26 protein-coding genes and 1 pseudogene are annotated in these 19,244 nt (G+C 64.0%); 25 read left to right on the forward strand and 2 right to left on the reverse strand.

The features are described from left to right. Window positions 1-627 precede the first annotated feature (627 nt). From IYY11_RS13525 to IYY11_RS13645, 25 genes and pseudogenes are all read left to right on the forward strand, one after another. Window positions 628-891, forward strand: coding sequence for a hypothetical protein (locus IYY11_RS13525; protein ID WP_196404329.1), 264 nt, complete (start codon window positions 628-630; stop codon window positions 889-891). 21 nt (window positions 892-912) lie between these two features. Further along, window positions 913-1,095 (forward strand): annotated as a pseudogene (locus tag IYY11_RS13530) (phage portal protein); the annotation flags it as partial. A 227-nt stretch (window positions 1,096-1,322) separates the two neighbouring features. Continuing rightward, a complete protein-coding gene (locus IYY11_RS13540) occupies window positions 1,323-1,499 on the forward strand; it encodes a histidine kinase (protein ID WP_196404330.1) in 177 nt (58 codons plus the stop codon). Further along, window positions 1,499-2,101: an HK97 family phage prohead protease gene (locus IYY11_RS13545; RefSeq protein WP_196404331.1), complete on the forward strand. Its 603-nt coding sequence runs from the start codon at window positions 1,499-1,501 to the stop codon at window positions 2,099-2,101. The genes IYY11_RS13540 and IYY11_RS13545 overlap by 1 nt, the downstream gene beginning before the upstream one ends. A gap of 152 nt (window positions 2,102-2,253) precedes the next feature. Next, the gene (locus tag IYY11_RS13550; RefSeq protein WP_196404332.1) at window positions 2,254-3,480 is read left to right on the forward strand and encodes a phage major capsid protein; all 1,227 of its coding nucleotides are present in this window, start codon (window positions 2,254-2,256) and stop codon (window positions 3,478-3,480) included. Window positions 3,481-3,548: 68 nt separating this feature from the next. Continuing rightward, window positions 3,549-4,124, forward strand: coding sequence for a phage head-tail connector protein (locus IYY11_RS13555; protein ID WP_196404333.1), 576 nt, complete (start codon window positions 3,549-3,551; stop codon window positions 4,122-4,124). Beyond that, window positions 4,121-4,447: a phage head closure protein gene (locus tag IYY11_RS13560; protein WP_196404334.1), complete on the forward strand. Its 327-nt coding sequence runs from the start codon at window positions 4,121-4,123 to the stop codon at window positions 4,445-4,447. The genes IYY11_RS13555 and IYY11_RS13560 overlap by 4 nt, the downstream gene beginning before the upstream one ends. 10 nt (window positions 4,448-4,457) lie before the next feature. Further along, complete coding sequence (locus IYY11_RS13565) at window positions 4,458-4,865, forward strand: DUF3168 domain-containing protein (RefSeq protein ID WP_196404335.1); 408 nt, start codon at window positions 4,458-4,460, stop codon at window positions 4,863-4,865. A 12-nt stretch (window positions 4,866-4,877) separates the two neighbouring features. After that, window positions 4,878-5,285, forward strand: coding sequence for a phage major tail protein, TP901-1 family (locus tag IYY11_RS13570; RefSeq protein WP_196404423.1), 408 nt, complete (start codon window positions 4,878-4,880; stop codon window positions 5,283-5,285). 160 nt (window positions 5,286-5,445) lie between these two features. After that, window positions 5,446-5,802 (forward strand): gene transfer agent family protein, encoded by a 357-nt coding sequence (locus tag IYY11_RS13575; RefSeq protein WP_196404336.1) that lies wholly within the window; start codon window positions 5,446-5,448, stop codon window positions 5,800-5,802. Next, window positions 5,799-6,032 carry a rcc01693 family protein gene (locus tag IYY11_RS13580; RefSeq protein ID WP_281431699.1) on the forward strand — a complete coding sequence of 78 codons (234 nt, stop codon included), beginning with the start codon at window positions 5,799-5,801 and terminating at the stop codon, window positions 6,030-6,032. The genes IYY11_RS13575 and IYY11_RS13580 overlap by 4 nt, the downstream gene beginning before the upstream one ends. Window positions 6,033-6,034: 2 nt before the next feature. After that, window positions 6,035-6,628: a phage tail tape measure protein gene (locus IYY11_RS13585; RefSeq protein WP_196404337.1), complete on the forward strand. Its 594-nt coding sequence runs from the start codon at window positions 6,035-6,037 to the stop codon at window positions 6,626-6,628. Between the two features lie 15 nt (window positions 6,629-6,643). Continuing rightward, window positions 6,644-7,282 carry a DUF2460 domain-containing protein gene (locus IYY11_RS13590; RefSeq protein WP_196404338.1) on the forward strand — a complete coding sequence of 213 codons (639 nt, stop codon included), beginning with the start codon at window positions 6,644-6,646 and terminating at the stop codon, window positions 7,280-7,282. Window positions 7,283-7,403: 121 nt separating this feature from the next. After that, on the forward strand, window positions 7,404-8,294 hold the full coding sequence (locus IYY11_RS13595; RefSeq protein ID WP_196404339.1) for a DUF2163 domain-containing protein: 891 nt from the start codon (window positions 7,404-7,406) through the stop codon (window positions 8,292-8,294). Beyond that, on the forward strand, window positions 8,291-8,722 hold the full coding sequence (locus IYY11_RS13600) for an NlpC/P60 family protein (RefSeq protein ID WP_196404340.1): 432 nt from the start codon (window positions 8,291-8,293) through the stop codon (window positions 8,720-8,722). The genes IYY11_RS13595 and IYY11_RS13600 overlap by 4 nt, the downstream gene beginning before the upstream one ends. A 145-nt stretch (window positions 8,723-8,867) precedes the next feature. After that, window positions 8,868-12,749 (forward strand): glycoside hydrolase/phage tail family protein, encoded by a 3,882-nt coding sequence (locus tag IYY11_RS13605; protein ID WP_196404341.1) that lies wholly within the window; start codon window positions 8,868-8,870, stop codon window positions 12,747-12,749. 8 nt (window positions 12,750-12,757) lie between these two features. Beyond that, on the forward strand, window positions 12,758-13,027 hold the full coding sequence (locus IYY11_RS23050) for a DUF2793 domain-containing protein (protein ID WP_246719953.1): 270 nt from the start codon (window positions 12,758-12,760) through the stop codon (window positions 13,025-13,027). 9 nt (window positions 13,028-13,036) lie between these two features. Then, window positions 13,037-14,020 (forward strand): hypothetical protein, encoded by a 984-nt coding sequence (locus tag IYY11_RS13610; RefSeq protein ID WP_246719955.1) that lies wholly within the window; start codon window positions 13,037-13,039, stop codon window positions 14,018-14,020. A 238-nt stretch (window positions 14,021-14,258) separates the two neighbouring features. Next, window positions 14,259-14,870 carry an N-acetylmuramoyl-L-alanine amidase gene (locus tag IYY11_RS13615; protein WP_196404342.1) on the forward strand — a complete coding sequence of 204 codons (612 nt, stop codon included), beginning with the start codon at window positions 14,259-14,261 and terminating at the stop codon, window positions 14,868-14,870. 41 nt (window positions 14,871-14,911) lie between these two features. Next, on the forward strand, window positions 14,912-15,088 hold the full coding sequence (locus IYY11_RS13620; RefSeq protein ID WP_014890979.1) for a hypothetical protein: 177 nt from the start codon (window positions 14,912-14,914) through the stop codon (window positions 15,086-15,088). Window position 15,089: 1 nt separating this feature from the next. Continuing rightward, entirely contained in the window at window positions 15,090-15,311 is a 222-nt protein-coding gene (locus IYY11_RS13625; protein WP_196404343.1) for a hypothetical protein, read from the forward strand. Continuing rightward, window positions 15,277-15,492 (forward strand): hypothetical protein, encoded by a 216-nt coding sequence (locus IYY11_RS13630; protein ID WP_210331355.1) that lies wholly within the window; start codon window positions 15,277-15,279, stop codon window positions 15,490-15,492. Before IYY11_RS13625 ends, IYY11_RS13630 begins: the two co-directional genes overlap by 35 nt. A 75-nt stretch (window positions 15,493-15,567) precedes the next feature. Further along, on the forward strand, window positions 15,568-15,936 hold the full coding sequence (locus tag IYY11_RS13635; protein ID WP_196404344.1) for a PepSY domain-containing protein: 369 nt from the start codon (window positions 15,568-15,570) through the stop codon (window positions 15,934-15,936). A gap of 22 nt (window positions 15,937-15,958) precedes the next feature. After that, window positions 15,959-16,642 (forward strand): response regulator transcription factor, encoded by a 684-nt coding sequence (locus IYY11_RS13640; RefSeq protein ID WP_196404345.1) that lies wholly within the window; start codon window positions 15,959-15,961, stop codon window positions 16,640-16,642. Between the two features lie 4 nt (window positions 16,643-16,646). Beyond that, window positions 16,647-18,023: an ATP-binding protein gene (locus IYY11_RS13645; protein WP_196404346.1), complete on the forward strand. Its 1,377-nt coding sequence runs from the start codon at window positions 16,647-16,649 to the stop codon at window positions 18,021-18,023. 76 nt (window positions 18,024-18,099) lie between these two features. Here IYY11_RS13645 and IYY11_RS13650 read toward each other — a convergent pair whose 3' ends face one another. Both IYY11_RS13650 and IYY11_RS13655 read right to left on the reverse strand, forming a co-directional pair. Then, the gene (locus tag IYY11_RS13650; RefSeq protein WP_196404347.1) at window positions 18,100-18,495 is read right to left on the reverse strand and encodes a DUF3126 family protein; all 396 of its coding nucleotides are present in this window, start codon (window positions 18,493-18,495) and stop codon (window positions 18,100-18,102) included. Between the two features lie 119 nt (window positions 18,496-18,614). After that, window positions 18,615-19,127: a hypothetical protein gene (locus tag IYY11_RS13655; protein WP_196404348.1), complete on the reverse strand. Its 513-nt coding sequence runs from the start codon at window positions 19,125-19,127 to the stop codon at window positions 18,615-18,617. Window positions 19,128-19,244 lie beyond the last annotated feature (117 nt).

Consider the following 19,244-nt stretch of genomic DNA (forward strand, 5'->3'; position numbering starts at 1 on the left):
CTTCTGCGCGCAAAATTCGGCGACAACATGCCGCCCCGCGATCCATTTCGCCGGCTGCGGACACAAGAATCGCTGATCGAAGAATTTTATCCCTTCGGAATTAGTGACTCAGAGCTCGGTCGAATAACTCCGCTGTCACAAGATCGAGAATCTTCTGGCCGACGACGCTGGGACGAGACTGCCACCGCACTCAGGCTTGAAAAAGAGGCCGGTCTTTCTCTGAAGAGATCAACCGTCGACGGCGCCGACTTTGTTGACAATCTAGGTCGAACTTGGGATGCGATTGGCGGAGCCGTCAAAGATGAACTCTTTGATCTTGCGCAGTTCGCAAGGAAACTTGAAATTAAGCTTCGCAACCAGTCTGCTGATCGCTATGTCATCGATCTGACGAACCTGGGGAGTGAGAACGCTTCACGAGTATTGATGTTCGTCTGGGGCCTGCCACTTGAGCAGCAAACCCGCATAACGGTTCTAAGGTGAAACATGTCTGCTCTCTTCACGCTAGAAGCAATCGACAAAAATTGGCTTCCTATCTCCCGCGGCCAATTCGAGGCGATACTTGGCGGCGCGTGCGCGTTCTATCTCGATCGAAATAAGGCGCCGAGAATCGCAGAAAGCATTGCGCCAATGGTCGCCGACTTCCGGCATGACTACTGGCCGGAAGAATATCCAGCGGCAGAAGGCGCCGACATGGACTTCTTCGAGTTCAGCGACTATCCGCGCGAGGAACGGATTGAATTGTTGCGCGCGATAGAGGCCTATTGCGCCGACTTTCAACACGACCGACTCGACCCGGGGCTGAATTGGATGCGTGGGCGCCGGCCAAATTTCACCGCCGCTTTCGAGGAAGTGATCGGACTGATGCGCGAGGAACTCGCGGCGACATCATAGGCGGCCCGCGCCTAAACGGGCGCGGCGCGCGAAATCGCGCTCGCCTTCGGCGTGCCGCCGCTGCTGCTGGGCCTGCCCGGCGACAACACCTTCAGCAATTACGCCGAGGCCAATCGCGCCTTCTGGCGCCAGACCGTTCTGCCGCTCGTCGCGCGCGTGCAGAAGAGCTTTCAGGCCTGGCTGCAGCCGAGCTTCGCGTCGGCAATGACTGACGAACGCGCCTCCGCCGGAAATACGAAACCGCCCATGTCCGACATTCTCAACGCCATCTTGGAGCGCGGCGATCTCGCGCATCTGGCGCTGTTTCTGTGGGCCTGCGCCGCCTCCGCGCAAGCCTATCTCGCCATGCGGGAATTGGGCGAGGCGACGCGCCGCCTTGACGCCTTCGTGCGCGAACTCGCGCGCTTCAACCGACGTTGCAGGAGCGATCCATGAGTCAGAACAATTGGCTGCCGCATTTCTTCAAGCGTCCACGCGCGCGCCAAGCGCGCATGCGGGACGATCCTTCCGCCGTGTTCAAGACCTTTGTCGAACTGTTGGCGCGGCTCCGCGCCGAAGCCCGTACGGCAAGCCAGACGCCGATCAACGTCCAGGCGGAGAAGAGCTGATGACGGCGTTGCAAAGAACTATGCCCGCCCCCGAGATAAAGCGCGCCGAGTCGCCATTGCTGCAGGCGAATGACGCCGGCGCCTTCTCGGGCTACGCCAGTCTCTTCGGCGTGGTTGATTCAGGCGGCGACATGGTGATGACCGGCGCCTTCGCGCGCTCGCTCGTCAAGCGCGGCGCGCAGGGCGTGAAAATGCTTTGGCAGCATCAGACGGCCGAGCCAATCGGAATGTGGTCCTCGATCGTCGAAGATTCGCGCGGCCTCAAAGTCGAAGGCCGGCTCGATCTTTCGGTGGCGCGGGCGCGCGAGGCGCTGTCGCTGATGCGCAAGGGCGCGATCGACGGCCTCTCCATCGGCTTTCGCACGCGGCGCGCCACGACGGACAAATCCCGCGGCGTGCGCCGCCTGCACGAAATCGATCTGTGGGAGATCTCCATCGTCACCTTTCCGATGCTGCCGCAGGCGCGCATCGGCGCGGTGAAGCAAAGTCGCAGTGACGCGTCACGCATGGAAGCGCTTGGCGCGAAGCTCTCGCGCCTGAGGGCGCAGCGGGCCGCGCTTGACTTCACGCAGGCGCTGCGACGCGCCGCCGCACGCTGCTGACCGACGCAGAAGAGAACAATCGCATCGATTCCCGCCTTGCCGTCGGGCGCAAATCAACTCTCCAGACGGTCTTTCCCAAGCGCGCGGACTTCCCGGCGACTCCAGCCGCGGGGCGCTTTTCCGCGCGCCGGCTCAAACATGAGGCTCGATACATGTCAGCAGTTGAAACCAGATCCGCCGGCGACGACATTTTCGCCGATCTCAATCGCGCCTTCAGCGCCTTCAAGGAGACGAACGACGAGCGTTTGACCCAGCTCGAAAACCGCTTCGGCGCCGACGTCGTGACCGAAGAGAAGCTCGCGCGCATCGACCACGCGCTTGACGACACGAAGAGCCGGCTCGATCGCCTGGCGCTGGAAATGTCGCGGCCGCGTATTGGCGGCAAGCTCGTCGACGACCACAGCGGGCGCGAGCACAAGAGCGCCTTCAATCACTACATGCGCTCCGGCGAAGCCAGCGGCCTCAAGGCGCTCGAAGCCAAGGCGCTGTCGCGCGGCTCGGGCGCTGACGGCGGCTATCTCGTGCCGCTTCCAACCGAGCGGGACGTTCTGCGAAGACTCGCGAAATTCTCGCCGATCCGCGCTATCTCCAGCGTGCGCGAAATCTCCGGCGCGTCGCTGCGCCGCGCTTTCTCAACGACGGGACCCGCCGCCGGCTGGGTGGCCGAAGCCGATCCGCGTCCGCAGACCAACAATCAGCAGCTCGCCGACATGACCTTCCCGGCGATGGAGCTTTACGCCATGCCGGCGGCGACGCAGGCGCTGCTCGACGACGCCGTCGTCGACATCGAGCAATGGATCGCCGAGGAGGTGCAGACCGCCTTCGCCGAACAGGAAGGCGCCGCCTTCGTCAGCGGCGACGGCGTGAATAAGCCGAAGGGCTTTCTCTCCTATACAAGCGTCGCGGATGCGAGCTGGAGTTGGGGCAATATCGGCTATGTGGCGACGGGCGCCGCCGGCGCCTTCGCCGCGACCGACCCCTCCGACGCGCTGGTCAGTCTGGTTTACGCGCTGCGCGCCGGCTTCCGCCAGAACGGCAAATTCGTCATGGGACGGCGCGCGCAGTCGCTTGTGCGCCAGTTCAAGACGACGACGGGCGACTACATCTGGGCGCCGCCCGCAACCGCCGACGCCGGCGCCTCGCTGATGAACTTCCCCGTCGTCGAAGCCGAGGACATGCCCGACCCCGCCGCGAATTCTCTCTCCATCGCCTTCGGCGATTTCGAACGTGGCTATGTGGTGGTGGATCGCGTCGGCATTCGCGTGCTGCGTGATCCCTATTCCGCCAAGCCCTACGTCCTCTTCTATACGACGAAGCGGGTCGGCGGCGGCGTGCAGAATTTCGAGGCGATCAAACTGTTGAAATTCGCCGCGTCGTAATTCGCGGCGTCGAATCAACGGCCGCGATACACATCGCGGCCAATTCTCTCAACATCACAGGAACCGCGATGCGACCGATGCTCATCGGCGCGCCGGCGATCGAGCCCGTCTCGCTCGCTGACGCAAAATCATGGCTGCGCGAAGACGGCTCACAAGAAGATGAATTGATCCAGGCGCTGATCGTCGCCGCGCGCATGACGCTGGAGGCCTATACAAGGCGCTTCTTCGTCACGCAAAGCTGGCGCCTGGCTTTCGACTGCTGGCCGACCTCGGTTGGCTCGAACGCGACCCTCTGCATTCCCTTCGCGCCATTTCAGTCGGTGACGGCGATCCGCGTGTTCGACGCCAACGACGCGGCGCAGACGCTCAATGCCGCGACCTATCGCGCGCCACACTCGAGCGACGGCAGGCGCATCAACTTTATATCGACGCCGCCGGCGCCCGGACGCGCGATCGACGGAATTGAGATCGACTTCATCGTCGGCTATGGCTCGGTCGCGAGTGATCTGCCGCAGCCCCTGCGCCAGGCGATTTTGACGCTCGTCGCGCATTGGCGCGAACACCGCGGCGATGGCGGCGACGACGCTTTGCCCAAAGCGGTCGCGCAGCTCGCCGCGCCATTTCGGCGGGAGCGGCTGCTGTGAGCGACCTCCTCATCGGCGCGCTGCGCCATCGCGTGACGCTCGAGGCGCCCACCGACGCGCCCGATGGCGCCGGCGGCTTTTCCCGCAGCTTTACGCCGGTCGCGACTCTTTGGGCGCGCATCGCGCCATCCGGCGTGCGCGAGGACTTCGTCGAGCAACGCGCCGAGCAGACCGCAACTCTCGTCGTGACGATCCGCTGGCGTGACGATGTCTCAAAGGACATGCGCTTCGTCTATCGCGGTCGCAAACTTCGCATCCAATCGGTTGTAGATCCCGATGAGCGTCGGCGATTTTTGATCTGCCAATGCGAAGAGATCACTTGAAGGATTCGCCATGAGCGTTTCTCCCGTCATCGCGCTGCGCAAGGCGATCCGCGCCTATCTTCTCGCGGATGCAGGCTTCGCCGCCGCGTTCGGCCAAAAGCTTTACGACGAGGCGCCGCACGGAACCGAGCCGCCCTATGCGCTTTTCGGCGAAGCGCAGCTGCGCGATTGGTCCGCCGATCTCTCGCCGGGCGCGGAGCAGCTCTTTACGATTGGCGTTACGTCGACGACGCGGGGACTGAGCGAGGCGCTCGAACTTGCCCAGCGCATCGCCGATCTCATCGATGAGTCTCCGCTCAATCTGCAGGACCATCGGCTGATCGACTTGCGCTTCCTCTCCATGGAGACGCGTCGCGAGCAGAACGGCCGCTTCGCGCGGGTCAATCTGCGCTTTCGCGCCACGACCGAATATCTTTAACGGAGTTCAATGATGGCCGCCCAGAAAGGCAAGGATCTGCTTTTAAGAATTCATGACGGCGCGAGCTTCGTCACGGTCGCTGGCTTGCGCACGCGACGCCTCGCGCTGAACGCCGACACGGTCGACGTGACCGACGCCGAGTCCACCGGCCGCTGGCGCGAATTGCTGGACGGCGGCGGACTGAGGCGCGCAAGCGTCTCCGGAACAGGCGTGTTCAAGGACCAGTCGTCGGATGCGCTCCTACGCCAGACCTTCTTCGACGGGCTGCTGCGCGAATGGCAGATTGTCATTCCGGATTTTGGCGTACTCTCGGGCCTGTTCCAGATCGCCAATCTCGATTACCGCGGCGAACATGCCGCCGAAGTGACCTTCGACATTTCGCTCGAATCGGCGGGCGCGCTCGCCTTCGCGGCGTTGTGAGGTTTGAATGGCTCAACTGTCGCTGCCGACGCGCGAAGCGCAATCCAGACCCCAGGGGCAAAATCAAACATGATTGTTGCGACTCTGGATTCCCGGTCAGGCCTTCCGCTTGCCGAGAATGACAATTCCAGATGGACCACGCATTTCATATGAGGACACGATGGCGAACAGCAAGCGCGGCGAAATCGACGCGACGATCGACGGCAAGAACTACACGCTCTGCCTGACGCTCGGCGCGCTCGCCGAACTCGAAAGCGGCTTTGGCGCCAGCGACCTTGTCGCGCTCGCCGGCCGCTTCGAGGAGAGACGACTCTCCGCGCGCGATATTCTCCGCATCATCGCATGCGGGTTGCGCGGCGCAGGGAACGACGTCAGCGACGAGGACGTCGCCAGAATGAAGGTTTCGGAGGGTCTTGCAGGCTATGTGCGTATCGCGGCCGATCTCCTCGCCGCGACATTCGGCGATGCGCCGGAGCAAAGCGCGACCGCAAACCCTCCGACGCCGCAGGGCGCTTGAGGCGAACGGCAGAAGCGGCGCGCGACGCCTCCCATCGCACGCCCTTTCCATTTGCGCGCGCCATGGCCTTCGGGCTCGGCGTCCTGCGGCTCCCGTCACGCGATTTTTGGTCGATGACGCCGCGCGAACTTTTTTGCGCGGTCGAGGGCGTCTATGGCGCCGCGCCGGGGGCGCCGTCGCGGGCAGTGATTGAAGAATTAATGCGCCGCTTTCCCGATCGCGGAGAATAGACATGACAACGAGTTTCGATCCCTTTCCGGATCCGTTTAATGAACCCGGGGCAAATGAGCGCCTGCCGGCGCCTGATCTGCGCGCGACAAAACTGTTGCTCGATCAGATCAATGTTTCAGCGGGAAATGTCGCGAAGACGCTTCACCTGGGTTTCGGCTCGGCGGCGGCAAGCGGCCGCAGCTTCAACGACGTGCTCTCGACGATTGCGCAATCGCTGACGCGCATGGCCTTGCGCACGGGAACCAAGGCGCTCGCCGAAGGACTGGTGAGTGGATTGAGCGGCATGTTTTCGGGCGCCTTCGGCGGACCCGGGACCGTTGCGCCTTTCGCGCAGGGCGGAGTCGTCGCAAGTCCAACCTATTTTGCGAGTGGAGGCGCGATGGGGCTGATGGGCGAGCGCGGCGCTGAGGCGATCATGCCGCTGGCGCGCGGCGCGGATGGCCGGCTCGGCGTCGTCGCGCAAGCCGCCGGCGCGCGTCCGGTGTCGGTCACCGTCAACATCGCTGCGCAAGACGTCGAAAGCTTCCGCCGTTCGGAGGCGCAAATCACGGGCGCCCTGGCGCGGGCTGTCGCGCGCGGCCAGCGCAACCTTTAAGCGGGCGCAGCCAGCATGAGTGATTTTCACGAGATCCGCTTTCCGCTGAATGTCTCGCTCGGCGGGTGCGGCGGACCGGAGCGGCGCACAGAGATCGTGACGCTCGGCTCCAATCGAGAGGCGCGCAACGCCCGCTGGGCGCATTCGCGGCGCCGCTATGAAGCTGGCTACGGCGTCAAGAGTCTCACCCAGCTTTCGCAGATCATCGAATTCTTCGAGGAGCGACGCGGTCGGCTTTATGGCTTTCGATGGCGCGATCGCGCCGACTGCGCCTCCTGCGCGCCGGGCGCAACGCCGAGTCCAACGGATCAAACAATCGGAATGGGAGATGGCGCGCGCGCCGCGTTTCAGCTTGTGAAGACGTACGGAGGCGCCTTTTCCGCTTATGCCCGCGACATTGTAAAGCCGGTCGCTGGAACAGTGCGCGTCGCGGCCGATGGCGTCGAGAAATTCACGCCGGATGTGAGCGTCGACGCCGCGACGGGAATCGTGACCTTCACGCCGGGCGCCATTCCCTCGGCGGGAGCGATCGTCACGGCTGGCTTTCTCTTCGACGTGCCTGTGCGCTTCGATACGGATTTCCTCGAAATCGACATGCACGCCTTCGAGGCCGGGGCGATTCCGCATATTCCGATCGTCGAAATCATTCCGTAGCTCCGTCATTGCGAGGAGGCGAAGCCGACGAAGCAATCCACAGATCGCGGACCGTGCTCTGGATTGCTTCGCCTTCGGCTCGCAATGACGCTGAAAGATCATACAAAAGTGGAATCGATCCATGCTCACGCTCTCTCCTTCGATGCAGGCGAAGCTCGATCAGCGCGCCACCACCTTCTGCCATTGCTGGCGCGTTTCGCGCAGCGACGCGACCGTGATGGGCTTCACCGATCATGATCGCGATCTGACGTTTAATGGCGTGACTTTTCGCGCCAACACCGGTCTTTCTGCTTCGCAACTCGAATCGAGCGTCGGCTTTGCGCCGGGAACGGGCGAAGCCACTGGCGCCTTGAGCGACGAGAGCCTCACCGAGGCGGATCTGCTGAACGGCCTCTATGACGACGCCTCGGTCGAGACATGGCTTGTCGACTGGACCAACGTTACTGATCGCGCCTTGCTGGATATCGCGACGATCGGCGAGATACGCCGCGGGGAAAACGCCTTCTCTGCGGAGTTGCGCTCGAGCGCCCATGTCTTCGATCGGCAACAGGGCCGCACCTTTCAACGCAGTTGTTCGGCCGATCTTGGCGATGCGCGCTGCGGGTTCGATGTGATGGCGCCCGGCTTTCACGCCACGGGCGTCGTCGCCGCCTTCGCCGGCGGCGCAATCGACATCGATCTTTCGGACACTTTTGACGGCGGCTTCTTTGCTGGCGGCGCGCTGACCTTTACGAGCGGCGCGAATGAGAACGCCCGTTTCACGATCAAATCGCATCGGCAGGAAAATCTGCGCGCGAGCGTTACGCTGTGGACGCCGCCGGGCGGCGCGATCCTCGCCGGCGACGCCGTTCTCATGACGGCCGGCTGCGATAAGTCGCCCACATCTTGTCGCGTGAAGTTCGACAATATCGTCAACTTCCGGGGCTTCCCGCATATGCCAGGCAATGATCGAGTCATCGCTTATCCGAGCACGCTGGCGCCGGCGATGGACGGCGGAAGCTTTTTTCGATGACTCGCGCCGACATTGTCGCGGCGGCGCGGCGCTGGCGTGGCACGCCTTACGCGCATCAGGCCTCGCTCATCCATGTCGGCTGCGACTGCCTCGGGCTCGTGCGCGGCGTCTGGCGCGACATGATCGGCGACGAGCCGGAAGCGGCGCCCGCATATACGCCGGATTGGGCCGAAGCCTTGAGGGCCGAGAGATTGCTTGACGCCGCCCATCGGCATTTCAGAGTGGTGACGTTAAGCGATTTTCGTGAAGGCGACGTTCTGCTGTTTCGCTTTCGCGAACATCTGCCGGCGAAACATCTCGGCGTCGCAATATCGACGACGCATATGATTCACGCCCATGCCGGCGCTTGCGTCGCGGAGGTCGCGATCGGCCCGCATTGGCGCAAGACGCTTGTCGCCGCCTTCGCCTTTCCGGGCGTTGTGGATTGAAGACGCTGCTCGTCTGTCATTCCCGACGCGCTTAGCGCGCGATCGGGAATCCAGCACAAAACCCGACATTCCTGAAGCTGCTCTGGATTCCCGATCAGGCCTTCGGCCTGTCTGGAATGACATTGCGACGCCTTTCGAGACGCTCATGGCCACTCTTGTTCTGCAGACGATCGGCTCTGTCGCCGGCGGCGCGATCGGCGGACCTGTTGGTTCCTCCATCGGCCGCGTGCTCGGCGGCTTTGGCGGCTCCTTCGTCGACGCAGCGCTGCAACCGCATGCATCGCCGCGCTATTCGATCGGCCCGCGGCTGAAATCGATGGACGGGATCACCTCAACGGAAGGGGCCGGCGTGCAGCGAATCTATGGCCGCGCGCGCGTCGGCGGACAGATGATCTGGGCGACGCGCTTTCTCGAACGCGTCAACGTCTCTTTCGAACAGACGCAGCATCAGGGCAAAGGCGGCGGCGGCGGCGGCGGCTTCAACGTTCAGTTCACCTATGCCTATTCGGCGAATTTCGCGATCGCGCTGTGCGAAGGGCCCGTCGCTTTCGTGCGACGCATCTGGGCTGACGGGTCAGAGCTCGACATGACGACGCTGCCGATCCGTATCTATCGCGGGAGCGAGGATCAGGAACCCGATCCGCTGATCGTCGCCAAGGAAGGGGCGGAGAACGCGCCCGCCTATCGCAGCCTCGCCTATATTGTTTTCGAGGATCTGGCGCTCGCGGCCTTCGGCAATCGCATTCCGCAATTTACCTTCGAAGTCGTGAAGCCGGTTGAAGGACTCGGCGCGATGATCCGAGCCGTCGACCTCATTCCCGGCGCGACGGAGGCCGGCTATCACCCTGCCCTCAAGCTCAATTTCTACTCGCCCGGCGCCACGGCGGCGGAAAATCGCCATCAGCTCACCGCAGCGACGGACTGGACCGCGTCGATCGACGCTTTGCAGGCGCTTTGCCCCAATCTCGAAAGCGTCGCGCTTGTCGTCGCCTGGTTCGGCGACGATCTTCGCGCTGAACATTGCACGATCGCGCCGCGCGTCGACGCCACATTCAAGACCATCGGCCAGTTCAACTTCATTCTCGGCGGCTTTTGGCCGCCCGACTGGTCCGTCGCCGGGCTGACGCGCGCTACCGCGCGGCTCGTGTCGCAAATCGACGGACGCGCGGCCTATGGCGGCACGCCCAGCGACGCGTCGGTCGTCGCCGCGATCGCCGACCTCACGGCGCGTGGCCTCGCGGTGACTTTCTATCCCTTCGTGATGATGGACGTGCCGCCAGGCAATGCGCTGCCCAATCCTTACACGGGCGCCGTCGAACAGCCGGCGTTCCCCTGGCGCGGGCGCATCACCTGCGATCCCGCGCCGGGCCGGCCCGGTTCGCCTGACGCGACCGCGACGGCGGCGACGCAACTCGATGCTTTCTTTACGCGCTATCGCGCCTTCATTCTGCACTACGCCGATCTTTGCGTTGCGGCCGGCGGCGTCGAGGCCTTCCTCATCGGCTCCGAGCTGATCGGCCTGACGCGCGTGCGGTCCGCGCCAGGCGCATATCCCGCCGTCGCGGCGTTGACGACTCTCGCGGCGGACGCGAAAGCGATTCTCGGCGCGCCAACCAAAATCTCTTACGCCGCCGACTGGACCGAATATGGCGCGCATGTTCCTGCAAGCGGCGAAGCGCGCTTCCCGCTCGATCCGCTGTGGGCGTCAAGCGCCGTCGATTTCATAGGCGTCGACGTCTATTGGCCGCTCTCCGACTGGCGCGACGGCGACGCCCATCTCGACGCGCAGGAAGCGGCGAGCATTTATGATCTCGACTATCTCAGGTCTCGCGTCGCCTCGGGCGAAGCCTATGATTGGCATTACGCCGACGCAAATGCGCGCCTCGCGCAAGATCGCACGCCGATCAGCGACGGGCTCGGCAAGCCTTGGGTCTTCCGCCAGAAGGATTTTCTGTCGTGGTGGTCGCAGGCGCATTACGAGCGCGTCGGCGGCGCTGAGCTGGCCGAGCCGACGGCATGGGTCCCGCAGTCGAAGCCGATCTGGATCGTCGAGACAGGATGTCCCGCGGTCGACCGCGGCGCCAATGCGCCGAATGTTTTTCCGGACCCGCGTTCGAGCGATGGCGGTCTGCCCTATTTCTCGCGCAACGGGCGCGACGATCTCATGCAGGCGCGATTCATCGAGGCGATGATCGCGCATTTCGATCCGGCGGCTCCCGGCGGCGCGACGCGCAACCCGACGTCCAGCGTCTACGCCGGGCCGATGGTCGATCCGGCGCGCCTGCACCTATGGTGCTGGGATGCGCGTCCCTTTCCGGCCTTTCCGACGCAGGTCGACGCGTGGAGCGACGCCGCCAATTGGGAAACGGGCCATTGGCTGAACGGACGACTCGAAGGCGCGCCGCTCGACCGCCTCCTGCCGGCGCTCGCCGGCGCCGTCTCCGCGCCTGAAGTTGTCACGCAGCGGCCGAACGTCGGCGGCTTTCTTGATGGCTATGTGCTGGAGCGGCCGATGTCGCCGCGCGAGGCGATCGATCCTCTTGCCGCGCTCTTCGGCTTCGACGCCGTAGCAAGCGGCGGCGCCTTACGCTTCGTCGATCGGCGCGGAAAGCCGGTGTGCGAGATTGACGAAGACGATCTCGTCGCCGGCAAAACCGCGGCGCTGGCGACGTTGGCGCGGGCGCAGGAAAGCGAACTGCCGCAGGAGATCGCGCTCTCCTTCTCCGATTCCGAGAACCACTTTCAGATGGCGCGAGTCTTATCTCGCAGACTCGAGGGCCGCTCGGCGCGCCAGAGTGAAGCGCAAGCCGCGGTGATGACCTATCGCGCCAATGCGCAGTCGCTGGCGGAGAGCTGGCTTCAGGATTTGTGGATCGGACGCGAAACCGCCGAATTTTCCCTGCGGCCGGGCCTTCTCGCCTTGCAGCCCGGCGATCTGGTGCGGCTCGGCGCAGCGGGCGGCGGCCGGCTGTTTCAAATTCAGCGCATCACAGACGGGGCCGCGCGACAGGTAAGCGCGCGCGCGGCGGACGCTTCCGTCTATGACACGGCTGCTCCGCTGCTCGGACGCACGAATGTCGTCTCGCCGAAAATGATCGGACCGCCGAGAGTCGAAATTCTCGACCTCGCGGTGATGCGCGACGAAGAAGCGCTCTCTTATGTCGCCGCCTTCGCCGATCCCTGGCCCGGGCCGCTCGCGATTTGGAAGATGACGTTTCAGGGCGGCTATGAGCAGGCCGGCGTCATCGACAAGCGCGCAACCATCGGCGAGACGCTCGACGTTTTGCCCTCGGGTCCCGTTGGGCGCTTCGACAATGGAAGCAGCCTCACTGTCAGGATCGGCGCCGGGCAGCTTTCGTCGGTCGGCGACCTCGCCGCGCTCGCCGGACGTTCGGCGATGGCGATTCGCGTCAATGGCGACTGGGAGATCTTCGCTTTCGCGCACGCCGAGCTGATTGGCGAAAAGACATATCGACTGTCGCGGCTCATTCGCGGCCTCGGCGGCGAAGAACATCTCGCCACGCGTGATGCGCCGGCCGGCGCAACCGTCGTGCTGCTCAATGACGCGATCGCGCCGCTCGCGCGCAAAGTCGCCGAGATTGGCGCGCCGACGACCTATCGCATCGGACCGGCGGATCGCGACTATGCGGAGCCTATCTTTGTTCAGCCGACGGTCGCCGCGACAAACAAGGCGCTGCGCCCCTACGCGCCGACGAAGGCGCGCGCGCGGCGCACGCCGGCCGGCGTCGTCATCGATTTCCTGCGGCGCGGGCGCCTCGATTCCGACGCCTGGGAAGCGCTCGACATTCCGCTCGGCGAGGCGAGCGAATCTTTTGAGGCCGATATCTCGCTGCCGGCGAGCGGAACGCGAACGCTCACCGCCGCCGCAGCGTCGATGCTTTATCCCGCCGCCGACGAACTTGCCGATTTCGGCGCGCCGCAAAGCGAACTGACGCTGTCGCTTTATCAGATGAGCGCGACGGTCGGACGAGGATTCTCGCTGACGACGATGCTTTCCATCCAATAGGAAAAACAATGACGCAAACCACGCATCTTGCGTTGCCTTTCATCGAGGCGGCGCAAGCGCAAAAACACGTCACGCATAATGAAGCTCTGGCGCTGATCGACGCGCTGACGCAGCTTGCGGTCTCTGCGCGAAACGTGACGTCGCCGCCCGCGACGCCGGCCGAAGGCGACCGTGTGCTCATCGGCGCCGGCGCGACAGGCGCCTTCGCCGGCAAGAGTGATCAGATCGCGACATTCCTCGCGGGCGGCTGGACCTTCCTTTCGCCGGGAGCCGGCTGACGCGCCTATGTGGAAGCGGAATCGCTGCTGCTACTCTATGACGGCGCGGGATGGATCGACTGCGGGCTGTCCTTGCGCCAGCTGCAAAATCTTGCGCTGCTCGGGATCGGCGCGACCGCCGACGGCGCCAATCCGCTGCTCGCCAAACTCAATGCGACGCTCTTTACCGCAAAGAGCGTCGGCGAAGGCGGCTCCGGCGATCTGCGCTTTGCGCTTAACAAGGAGAGCGCGGCGAAAACCGTCTCGCAGCTCTATGAATCAAACTATTCGGCGCGCGCCGAAACCGGTCTGACCGGCGACGACAATTTCCACGTCAAAGTCTCGCCCGACGGTTCGACCTGGAAGGAGGCGGTCGTCGTCGACAAATCGACGGGCAATGTCGGGATCGGCTCCAGCGTCGTTCCGGATAGTCCGTTCACGATCAACGCCAATAGCGGCGCGACGGACGCCCCGTCGACCGATACCGTAGCGCATCTCATTGGAGCAGACGGACACAAGGCCGGCTTCCTGTTCGACGCGTTCGCACAAAATTCATTTTTCAATGCGAGGCGAGCGAACGGCTCGCGCACGAGCAAGAGCCCACTGCTCGCGAATGATATCATAATGTCCTTCCAGAACTTGGGTTGGAACGGCGCGTCATATGGCGTCGCCGCGTCAATTGTTCAGAAGGCCTCCGAGAATTTCAGCGCGTCCGCCAATGGCGGCGAAATCGAGTTCCGAACGACGGCCGTCGGGACGACGACCGTCACCAAGCGCGGCGGCGTGTCCAACGGCGGAACGTTATACGCCGGGTCCGGCGCCGGCGATCTCGCCGCCGGCGCGACGGAAGGCATTCTCGGAATTCCGACGGTGAACGGCGTTCCGACCGGAACGCCGAATGTAACCGCCGGCGGCGCCGCGCTTTCCGGCGTCGCCTATCTCGCCTTCGACCGCGCGAATAATAAGCTCATGATCTACGTCGGCGGCGCCTGGAGGGGCGTGACGCTGACATAGCGCCACGCATGAGAAGATGCGCGCTGACCCCGGCGCGCCATCGAACCGGCGTCGGACGGATATCGGCGGGCCCGTCATTTTCGAATTCTTCTGATTTTTCAGACGCCGCCTACGCGCTCTCGAGGCGTTCATTTTTTTGATCGCGCTTGAGCGGCGGCGAGGTCCGCGACCGCCAGCTCGGGCGCGCGCGACCGCGTATCGCCACCAACTTATTCGACCAAAAGGAGGGAGTCGACCCATGGCCTTCGCCGTGAAGAATCATGTCCTGCATCTCGACGACAAGCCGGTCGCGCAAAAGCCGACGCCTAACGTCGGCGGCGTTCTGAAGCCCTCGCTGCTGATCATGCATTACACCGCCGCTCAGTCGGCGAAGGGGGCCATTTCCTGGCTGTGCAATCCGAATGCGAAAGCCTCCGCCCATCTCGTCGTCGATCTCGATGGCGCGGCGACGCAGCTCGCGCCGTTCAATCGCGTCGCTTGGCACGCGGGCAAAAGCGTTTGGAAGCGGCGCTCGAACTGCAACGCTTTTTCGATCGGCATCGAGCTCACGAACGCCGGACCGTTGACGAAGCTCGCCAATGGCAGATTCGCCGACGCATACGGAAAAAATGTGCCCGCGAGCCAAGTGGCGATGCTCGCGCACAAGCTCGACAAGGGCGGGGAAAAGCCCTGGATGATCTATCCCGCCCTTCAGATCTCGGCCGCCGTCGATATCGCCAAGGCCATCTGCCAGACCTACGGCATCAGCGACATCGCCGGACATGACGACATTGCGCCGACGCGCAAGCGCGATCCGGGTCCCGCCTTCGGCATGGAATCGTTCGTCTCGCGAGTCCTCGGCCGCAAGTGATACCGCGCCGGCGGCTTCCGGCATCAAAAAAGGAGCTCCCAATGCAAGGCTATCGCACCTATGTCGCCGCTGGCCTCGTCGCGCTGTTTGGCGCGCTCGCCTCGACCGACTGGATCGCCTTTCTCAATGATCCCAAGGCCGGCGCCATCGCCATCGGTTCGGCGGCGTTGATGGCGATCATGCGCAGCATCACCTCGACGCCGCCGGGAACAGCCTGACATGCCCAAGCTCATCGCGCTGGGTCTCGTCGCGGTCGCCGGCGTCGTCGCCTATGCTCTTGGGCGCGCAATGTTGGCGCGACTTGTCGCCGGCGGCGCCGCTAAGGAGAACGCGCGGCGCGCCGAATCCGATTTGCGCGCCGCCAAGCGCCAAGCCGAAATCATGGTTGAGCGCAGGAGCGTTGAAGATGTCTCGCAAGATCTCGATCACGGTCGCTTTTAGCCTCGCTCTTGCGGCATGCCAGTCGACGGGCGGCGGCTGTCCGCCGCTCGTCGCCTATTCGCTCGAAGAGCAGAAGATTGCGGCGAAGCAGTTGCGCGCCTTGCCCCAAAACGCGCCTCTCGCCGCCATGATCGTCGACTACAAGAAAATGCGGGACGCCTGCCGCGCCTCGGAGAGCTGAGTCGCGCGGCCGCATGTTTTGACTATTCATTGCGCATTCAGGGCATTCGGCCGACTATGCGCCGGGGAGAGGCGCATGCGGGCCGCCGGAGCTTGTTGGAGACGGGCGCTCACCGTCGCCGCTCTCGTGGCGACGAGCGCTTTCCTGCGCGCGCCCGCCGCCGGCGCCGAAGACGCTCCCGCGCGGCTGCAATGCTTCACCATGGCGCAGGCGCGCAGCAAAATGGAGGCGCAGAAGCTCGCCGATCCTTTCCGGTGCATGCGGGATATCGCCCTGCGGCTGCAGGCCGAGCCGCTCGGCGCGCGGCTGTGCCAATTGGGCGAAGGACTTATCTATGAGATCAGCCTGCTGCGCCGGGACGGCCACATCGTCAAGATTCTTGTCGACGCGTTCAGCGGGCGGCCTCATTCTAGCTCTCTAGGCGTTGACGCTACAGACAATTGAATCTCGCACGCAGGAGGACGCATTGCGGCTGCTGGTCGTTGAAGACGACAAGGATTTGAACCGCCAGATCGTTCGTGCGCTCGAGCAGTCGGGCTATGCGGTGGACCGCGCCTTCGATGGCGAGGAAGGTTGTCACCTCGGCGAAACGGAGCCCTACGACGCCGTCGTCCTCGACATCGGTCTGCCGAAAAAGGACGGCGTGACCATTCTCGAAGAATGGCGCGCGGCGGGACGCGACATGCCGGTGCTGATCCTCACCGCGCGCGACCGCTGGAGCGACAAGGTGCAAGGCTTCGACGCCGGCGCCGATGATTATGTTTCAAAACCATTCCACATGGAGGAGGTGCTGGCGCGCATCCGCGCGCTGCTGCGCCGCGCGACGGGCCACGCGACGAATGAAATCGTCTGCGGCGCGGTGCGACTCGACACCAAGGCCGGCCGCGTCGTCGTGGACGGCGCGCCCGTGAAGCTCACGTCGCACGAATACCGGCTGCTCGCCTATCTGATGCATCACAGCGGACGCGTCGTAGCCCGCAGCGAAATCATCGAGCATTTATACGATCAGGATTTCGATCGCGACTCGAACACGATCGAAGTCTTCGTCGGCAGGTTGCGCAAAAAGCTTGGCGTCGATCTGATCCAGACCGTGCGCGGGCTGGGCTACATGGCGGCCGCGCCGGCAAAGGACGCCGGCTATAAGCGCTAGGCGCATGCCCCTTTCCTTCGTCTCCATTCGCTCCATCGCCGCGCGTCTGTTCCTGACTGCGGCGGCGATGAGTTCGGTCGTGCTGATCGTCGCCAGCATTCTTCTTACCGCCTACTACCGAAGCGAAGCGGAAGAGGTTTTCGAACGTCGCCTCGACGTTTACCTGCGCGCCATCGTCGCGGACGTGTCCGAGTCGGGACAGGAGGGACGCACCGGCCCTGGCCAGCTCGGCGACCCGCAATTCGAATTGCCGGGCTCGGGGTGGTACTGGCAGATCACGCGTCTCGACGACAAGTCTCATGACATCAAGGCGTCGCGCTCGCTCTTCGCCAACACGCTGCCCAAGCTCTCAGAGCTTGGCGTCGCAGCGGAGGTCGGCGGCTTTCGTCGCGGCTACGGGCCTGGCCCGGACGGGCGCAGGCTGCGCATCGTCGAGCGCGTCATCGACGTCGGCGACGTCGGCATCTATCTCGTGCAAGTCGCAGGCAGCGGCGAAGAGATGGAAGAGCAAATCGCCCGCTTTCGCTTCGCGCTGATCGTCGCTTTCGCGGCGCTCGCGATTGCGCTCGCCATCGGCGCCGCCTTCCAGGTCCGCTTCGGCTTGCGGCCTTTGAGGCAATTGCAGCGCGAACTCGCATCAATCCGCGGCGGCGAACGGGAGCGCATCATCGACGCCTACCCGAGCGAAGTCGCGCCGCTCGCCGAAGAGCTCAATCTGCTGATCAGCGCCAATCGCGACATTCTCGAACGCGCGCGCACGCAGGTCGGCAATCTCGCCCATGCGCTGAAAACGCCGCTGTCCGTCATCGTCAATGAAGCCGACTCCGCGCCAGGGCAACTCGCCGGGAAAGTTCAAGAACAGGCGCAGATCATGCGCGATCAGATCTCCTTCTATCTCGACCGGGCGCGGGCGGCGGCGCGCGGCGGCGCGCTCGGCGCCGCGACGCAGATTGCGCCGTCGATCGAGGCCTTGCTGCGCGCCTTTAGTAAAATCTATGGCGACAAGGGCGTGATCTTTTCCGGCGGCGCCGATCCGCGTCTGCGCTTTCTTGGCGAGCGCCAGGACCTCGAAGAAATGATCGGCAATCTCCTCGACAACGCCGGCAAATGGGCGAAGAGCCGGGTGACGATCGACGTCTGCGTCGAAGGCGCGTCGCGGCCGACGCTGCGCGTCACCATCGACGACGACGGGCCGGGACTTGCTTCGCATTTGCGCGCGGCGGCGACGCAGCGTGGGCGGCGTCTCGACGAAACCAAGCCCGGATCCGGTCTCGGCCTGTCGATCGTCGTCGATCTCGCCGCCGCCTATGGCGGCTCGCTGCAGCTCAACGACAGCCCCAGCGGCGGTTTGCATGCAGAGCTTCGATTGCCGGGGTTTTGAACTGCGTGGGTCCGGCCCTAAGCAAGGCCCCGGACCGATCAGCGATCGAACGGGCCGCCGCGATTCGGGCGGCGCGTCACTCTTCTTCGAGATCGAAATCGAGAATGGCGACCTGCAGCGTGAAGCTCGACAGCTTCGGATCGTCAGCGGAGATGACGCCAAGAAATTCGCCGTCGGCGTTGAGTTCGACGGAATCCATTTTCCGCCCGCGCGCCACGATCGCCAGGCGATCGTTTTCGAACAGCTTGCGCAAATAGGACTGCAGCACTTCGCGTCCGACGGGAATTTTCATCTCGAAGGCGAACGAACGATCGCCGTCTTCGTCGTCGACCGAGATCGAAGCGATCCTTCGCTCGCCAAGATGCACGGCGGCGTCGTCCGGATTCTTCGGATCCGCTGTGACGCGAACGCCCTCATTGCCAAGCGAACGGCGCAGGAAAGCCTGCAGTTTTCGCAATTCGGTTTTATCCAAACGCCCGCCCCCGTTCAGCGATCAGCATCATTCCTCTGCCACGACGCCTTTCGCCGGGCAAGAGCGCATGAAAAACGCCCGGCGGAAGCCGCCGGGCGACGTAAAAAGCGCGAAAAGCGTTATTCGCCCGCGGCCTTCAGCCTCTTATTGCATTCGCTCCAATATTTCGGCCAGGTGATTTTTGAACCGGCCTTTTTGAGTTCGGCTTTCTTCTCTTTCCATTCGGCCGCGCATTTTTTCTGGCGCTCGCGCGTCGCGGTTTTCGGGTCCGTCGCGGGTTTGGGGCTCGGGGTCGCTTCGGTCGCGGCGGGCGGAGGAGTCGGCTCGACGGGCTTGGTTTCGGTCACCGGCGGCGGCGTAGGCTTCGACTCTGCGGCGGCCGGCGGCGGCGTCTCGGGCTTCGCTTCGGCAGGCTTGGTCTGCTCCGCCAATCGCCCGCGACAGGCCTTCAAAAATTCCTGCCAGCTCTGGCCGCCGAGTTCGTTGGCGGCCTTAGCCGCCTGGTATTGCGATCCGCATTCCTTCAATACGTTGGCCTGCGCATACGCGTCCCCCGAGCTCGCGGCGAGGGCGACGGCGACGGCCAGAGCGCCGCCGGCCGCAGCGTAAGAAACAGCGATACGGATCCCCATATAAATCTCCATTGATGGACGGCGCGAACTGAGCCGCAACAACTGCGACGGCGCAATAGAAGCAGGACGCGCGCCATCTGCGCCCGCCGGGGCCGACGATAGTCCCAACTTGGTTGT

It is taken from the genome of Methylocystis sp. H62, from assembly GCF_015709515.1.
Lineage (GTDB): Bacteria > Pseudomonadota > Alphaproteobacteria > Rhizobiales > Beijerinckiaceae > Methylocystis.

What these genes read in the sequence shown, in the direction of transcription:
- IYY11_RS13600 (WP_196404340.1), top strand. Translation starts at nt 8,291, where the DNA reads ATGACTCGCGCCGACATTGTCGCGGCGGCGCGGCGCTGGCGTGGCACG.
- IYY11_RS13645 (WP_196404346.1), top strand. Translation starts at nt 16,647, where the DNA reads ATGCCCCTTTCCTTCGTCTCCATTCGCTCCATCGCCGCGCGTCTGTTC.
- IYY11_RS13525 (WP_196404329.1), top strand. Translation starts at nt 628, where the DNA reads ATGGTCGCCGACTTCCGGCATGACTACTGGCCGGAAGAATATCCAGCG.
- IYY11_RS13590 (WP_196404338.1), top strand. Translation starts at nt 6,644, where the DNA reads ATGAGTGATTTTCACGAGATCCGCTTTCCGCTGAATGTCTCGCTCGGC.
- IYY11_RS13555 (WP_196404333.1), top strand. Translation starts at nt 3,549, where the DNA reads ATGCGACCGATGCTCATCGGCGCGCCGGCGATCGAGCCCGTCTCGCTC.
- IYY11_RS13605 (WP_196404341.1), top strand. Translation starts at nt 8,868, where the DNA reads ATGGCCACTCTTGTTCTGCAGACGATCGGCTCTGTCGCCGGCGGCGCG.
- IYY11_RS13570 (WP_196404423.1), top strand. Translation starts at nt 4,878, where the DNA reads ATGGCCGCCCAGAAAGGCAAGGATCTGCTTTTAAGAATTCATGACGGC.
- IYY11_RS13625 (WP_196404343.1), top strand. Translation starts at nt 15,090, where the DNA reads ATGCCCAAGCTCATCGCGCTGGGTCTCGTCGCGGTCGCCGGCGTCGTC.
- IYY11_RS13595 (WP_196404339.1), top strand. Translation starts at nt 7,404, where the DNA reads ATGCTCACGCTCTCTCCTTCGATGCAGGCGAAGCTCGATCAGCGCGCC.
- IYY11_RS13545 (WP_196404331.1), top strand. Translation starts at nt 1,499, where the DNA reads ATGACGGCGTTGCAAAGAACTATGCCCGCCCCCGAGATAAAGCGCGCC.
- IYY11_RS13540 (WP_196404330.1), top strand. Translation starts at nt 1,323, where the DNA reads ATGAGTCAGAACAATTGGCTGCCGCATTTCTTCAAGCGTCCACGCGCG.
- IYY11_RS13620 (WP_014890979.1), top strand. Translation starts at nt 14,912, where the DNA reads ATGCAAGGCTATCGCACCTATGTCGCCGCTGGCCTCGTCGCGCTGTTT.
- IYY11_RS13585 (WP_196404337.1), top strand. Translation starts at nt 6,035, where the DNA reads ATGACAACGAGTTTCGATCCCTTTCCGGATCCGTTTAATGAACCCGGG.
- IYY11_RS23050 (WP_246719953.1), top strand. Translation starts at nt 12,758, where the DNA reads ATGACGCAAACCACGCATCTTGCGTTGCCTTTCATCGAGGCGGCGCAA.
- IYY11_RS13550 (WP_196404332.1), top strand. Translation starts at nt 2,254, where the DNA reads ATGTCAGCAGTTGAAACCAGATCCGCCGGCGACGACATTTTCGCCGAT.
- IYY11_RS13655 (WP_196404348.1), bottom strand. Translation starts at nt 19,127, where the DNA reads ATGGGGATCCGTATCGCTGTTTCTTACGCTGCGGCCGGCGGCGCTCTG.
- IYY11_RS13565 (WP_196404335.1), top strand. Translation starts at nt 4,458, where the DNA reads ATGAGCGTTTCTCCCGTCATCGCGCTGCGCAAGGCGATCCGCGCCTAT.
- IYY11_RS13575 (WP_196404336.1), top strand. Translation starts at nt 5,446, where the DNA reads ATGGCGAACAGCAAGCGCGGCGAAATCGACGCGACGATCGACGGCAAG.
- IYY11_RS13630 (WP_210331355.1), top strand. Translation starts at nt 15,277, where the DNA reads ATGTCTCGCAAGATCTCGATCACGGTCGCTTTTAGCCTCGCTCTTGCG.
- IYY11_RS13615 (WP_196404342.1), top strand. Translation starts at nt 14,259, where the DNA reads ATGGCCTTCGCCGTGAAGAATCATGTCCTGCATCTCGACGACAAGCCG.
- IYY11_RS13635 (WP_196404344.1), top strand. Translation starts at nt 15,568, where the DNA reads ATGCGGGCCGCCGGAGCTTGTTGGAGACGGGCGCTCACCGTCGCCGCT.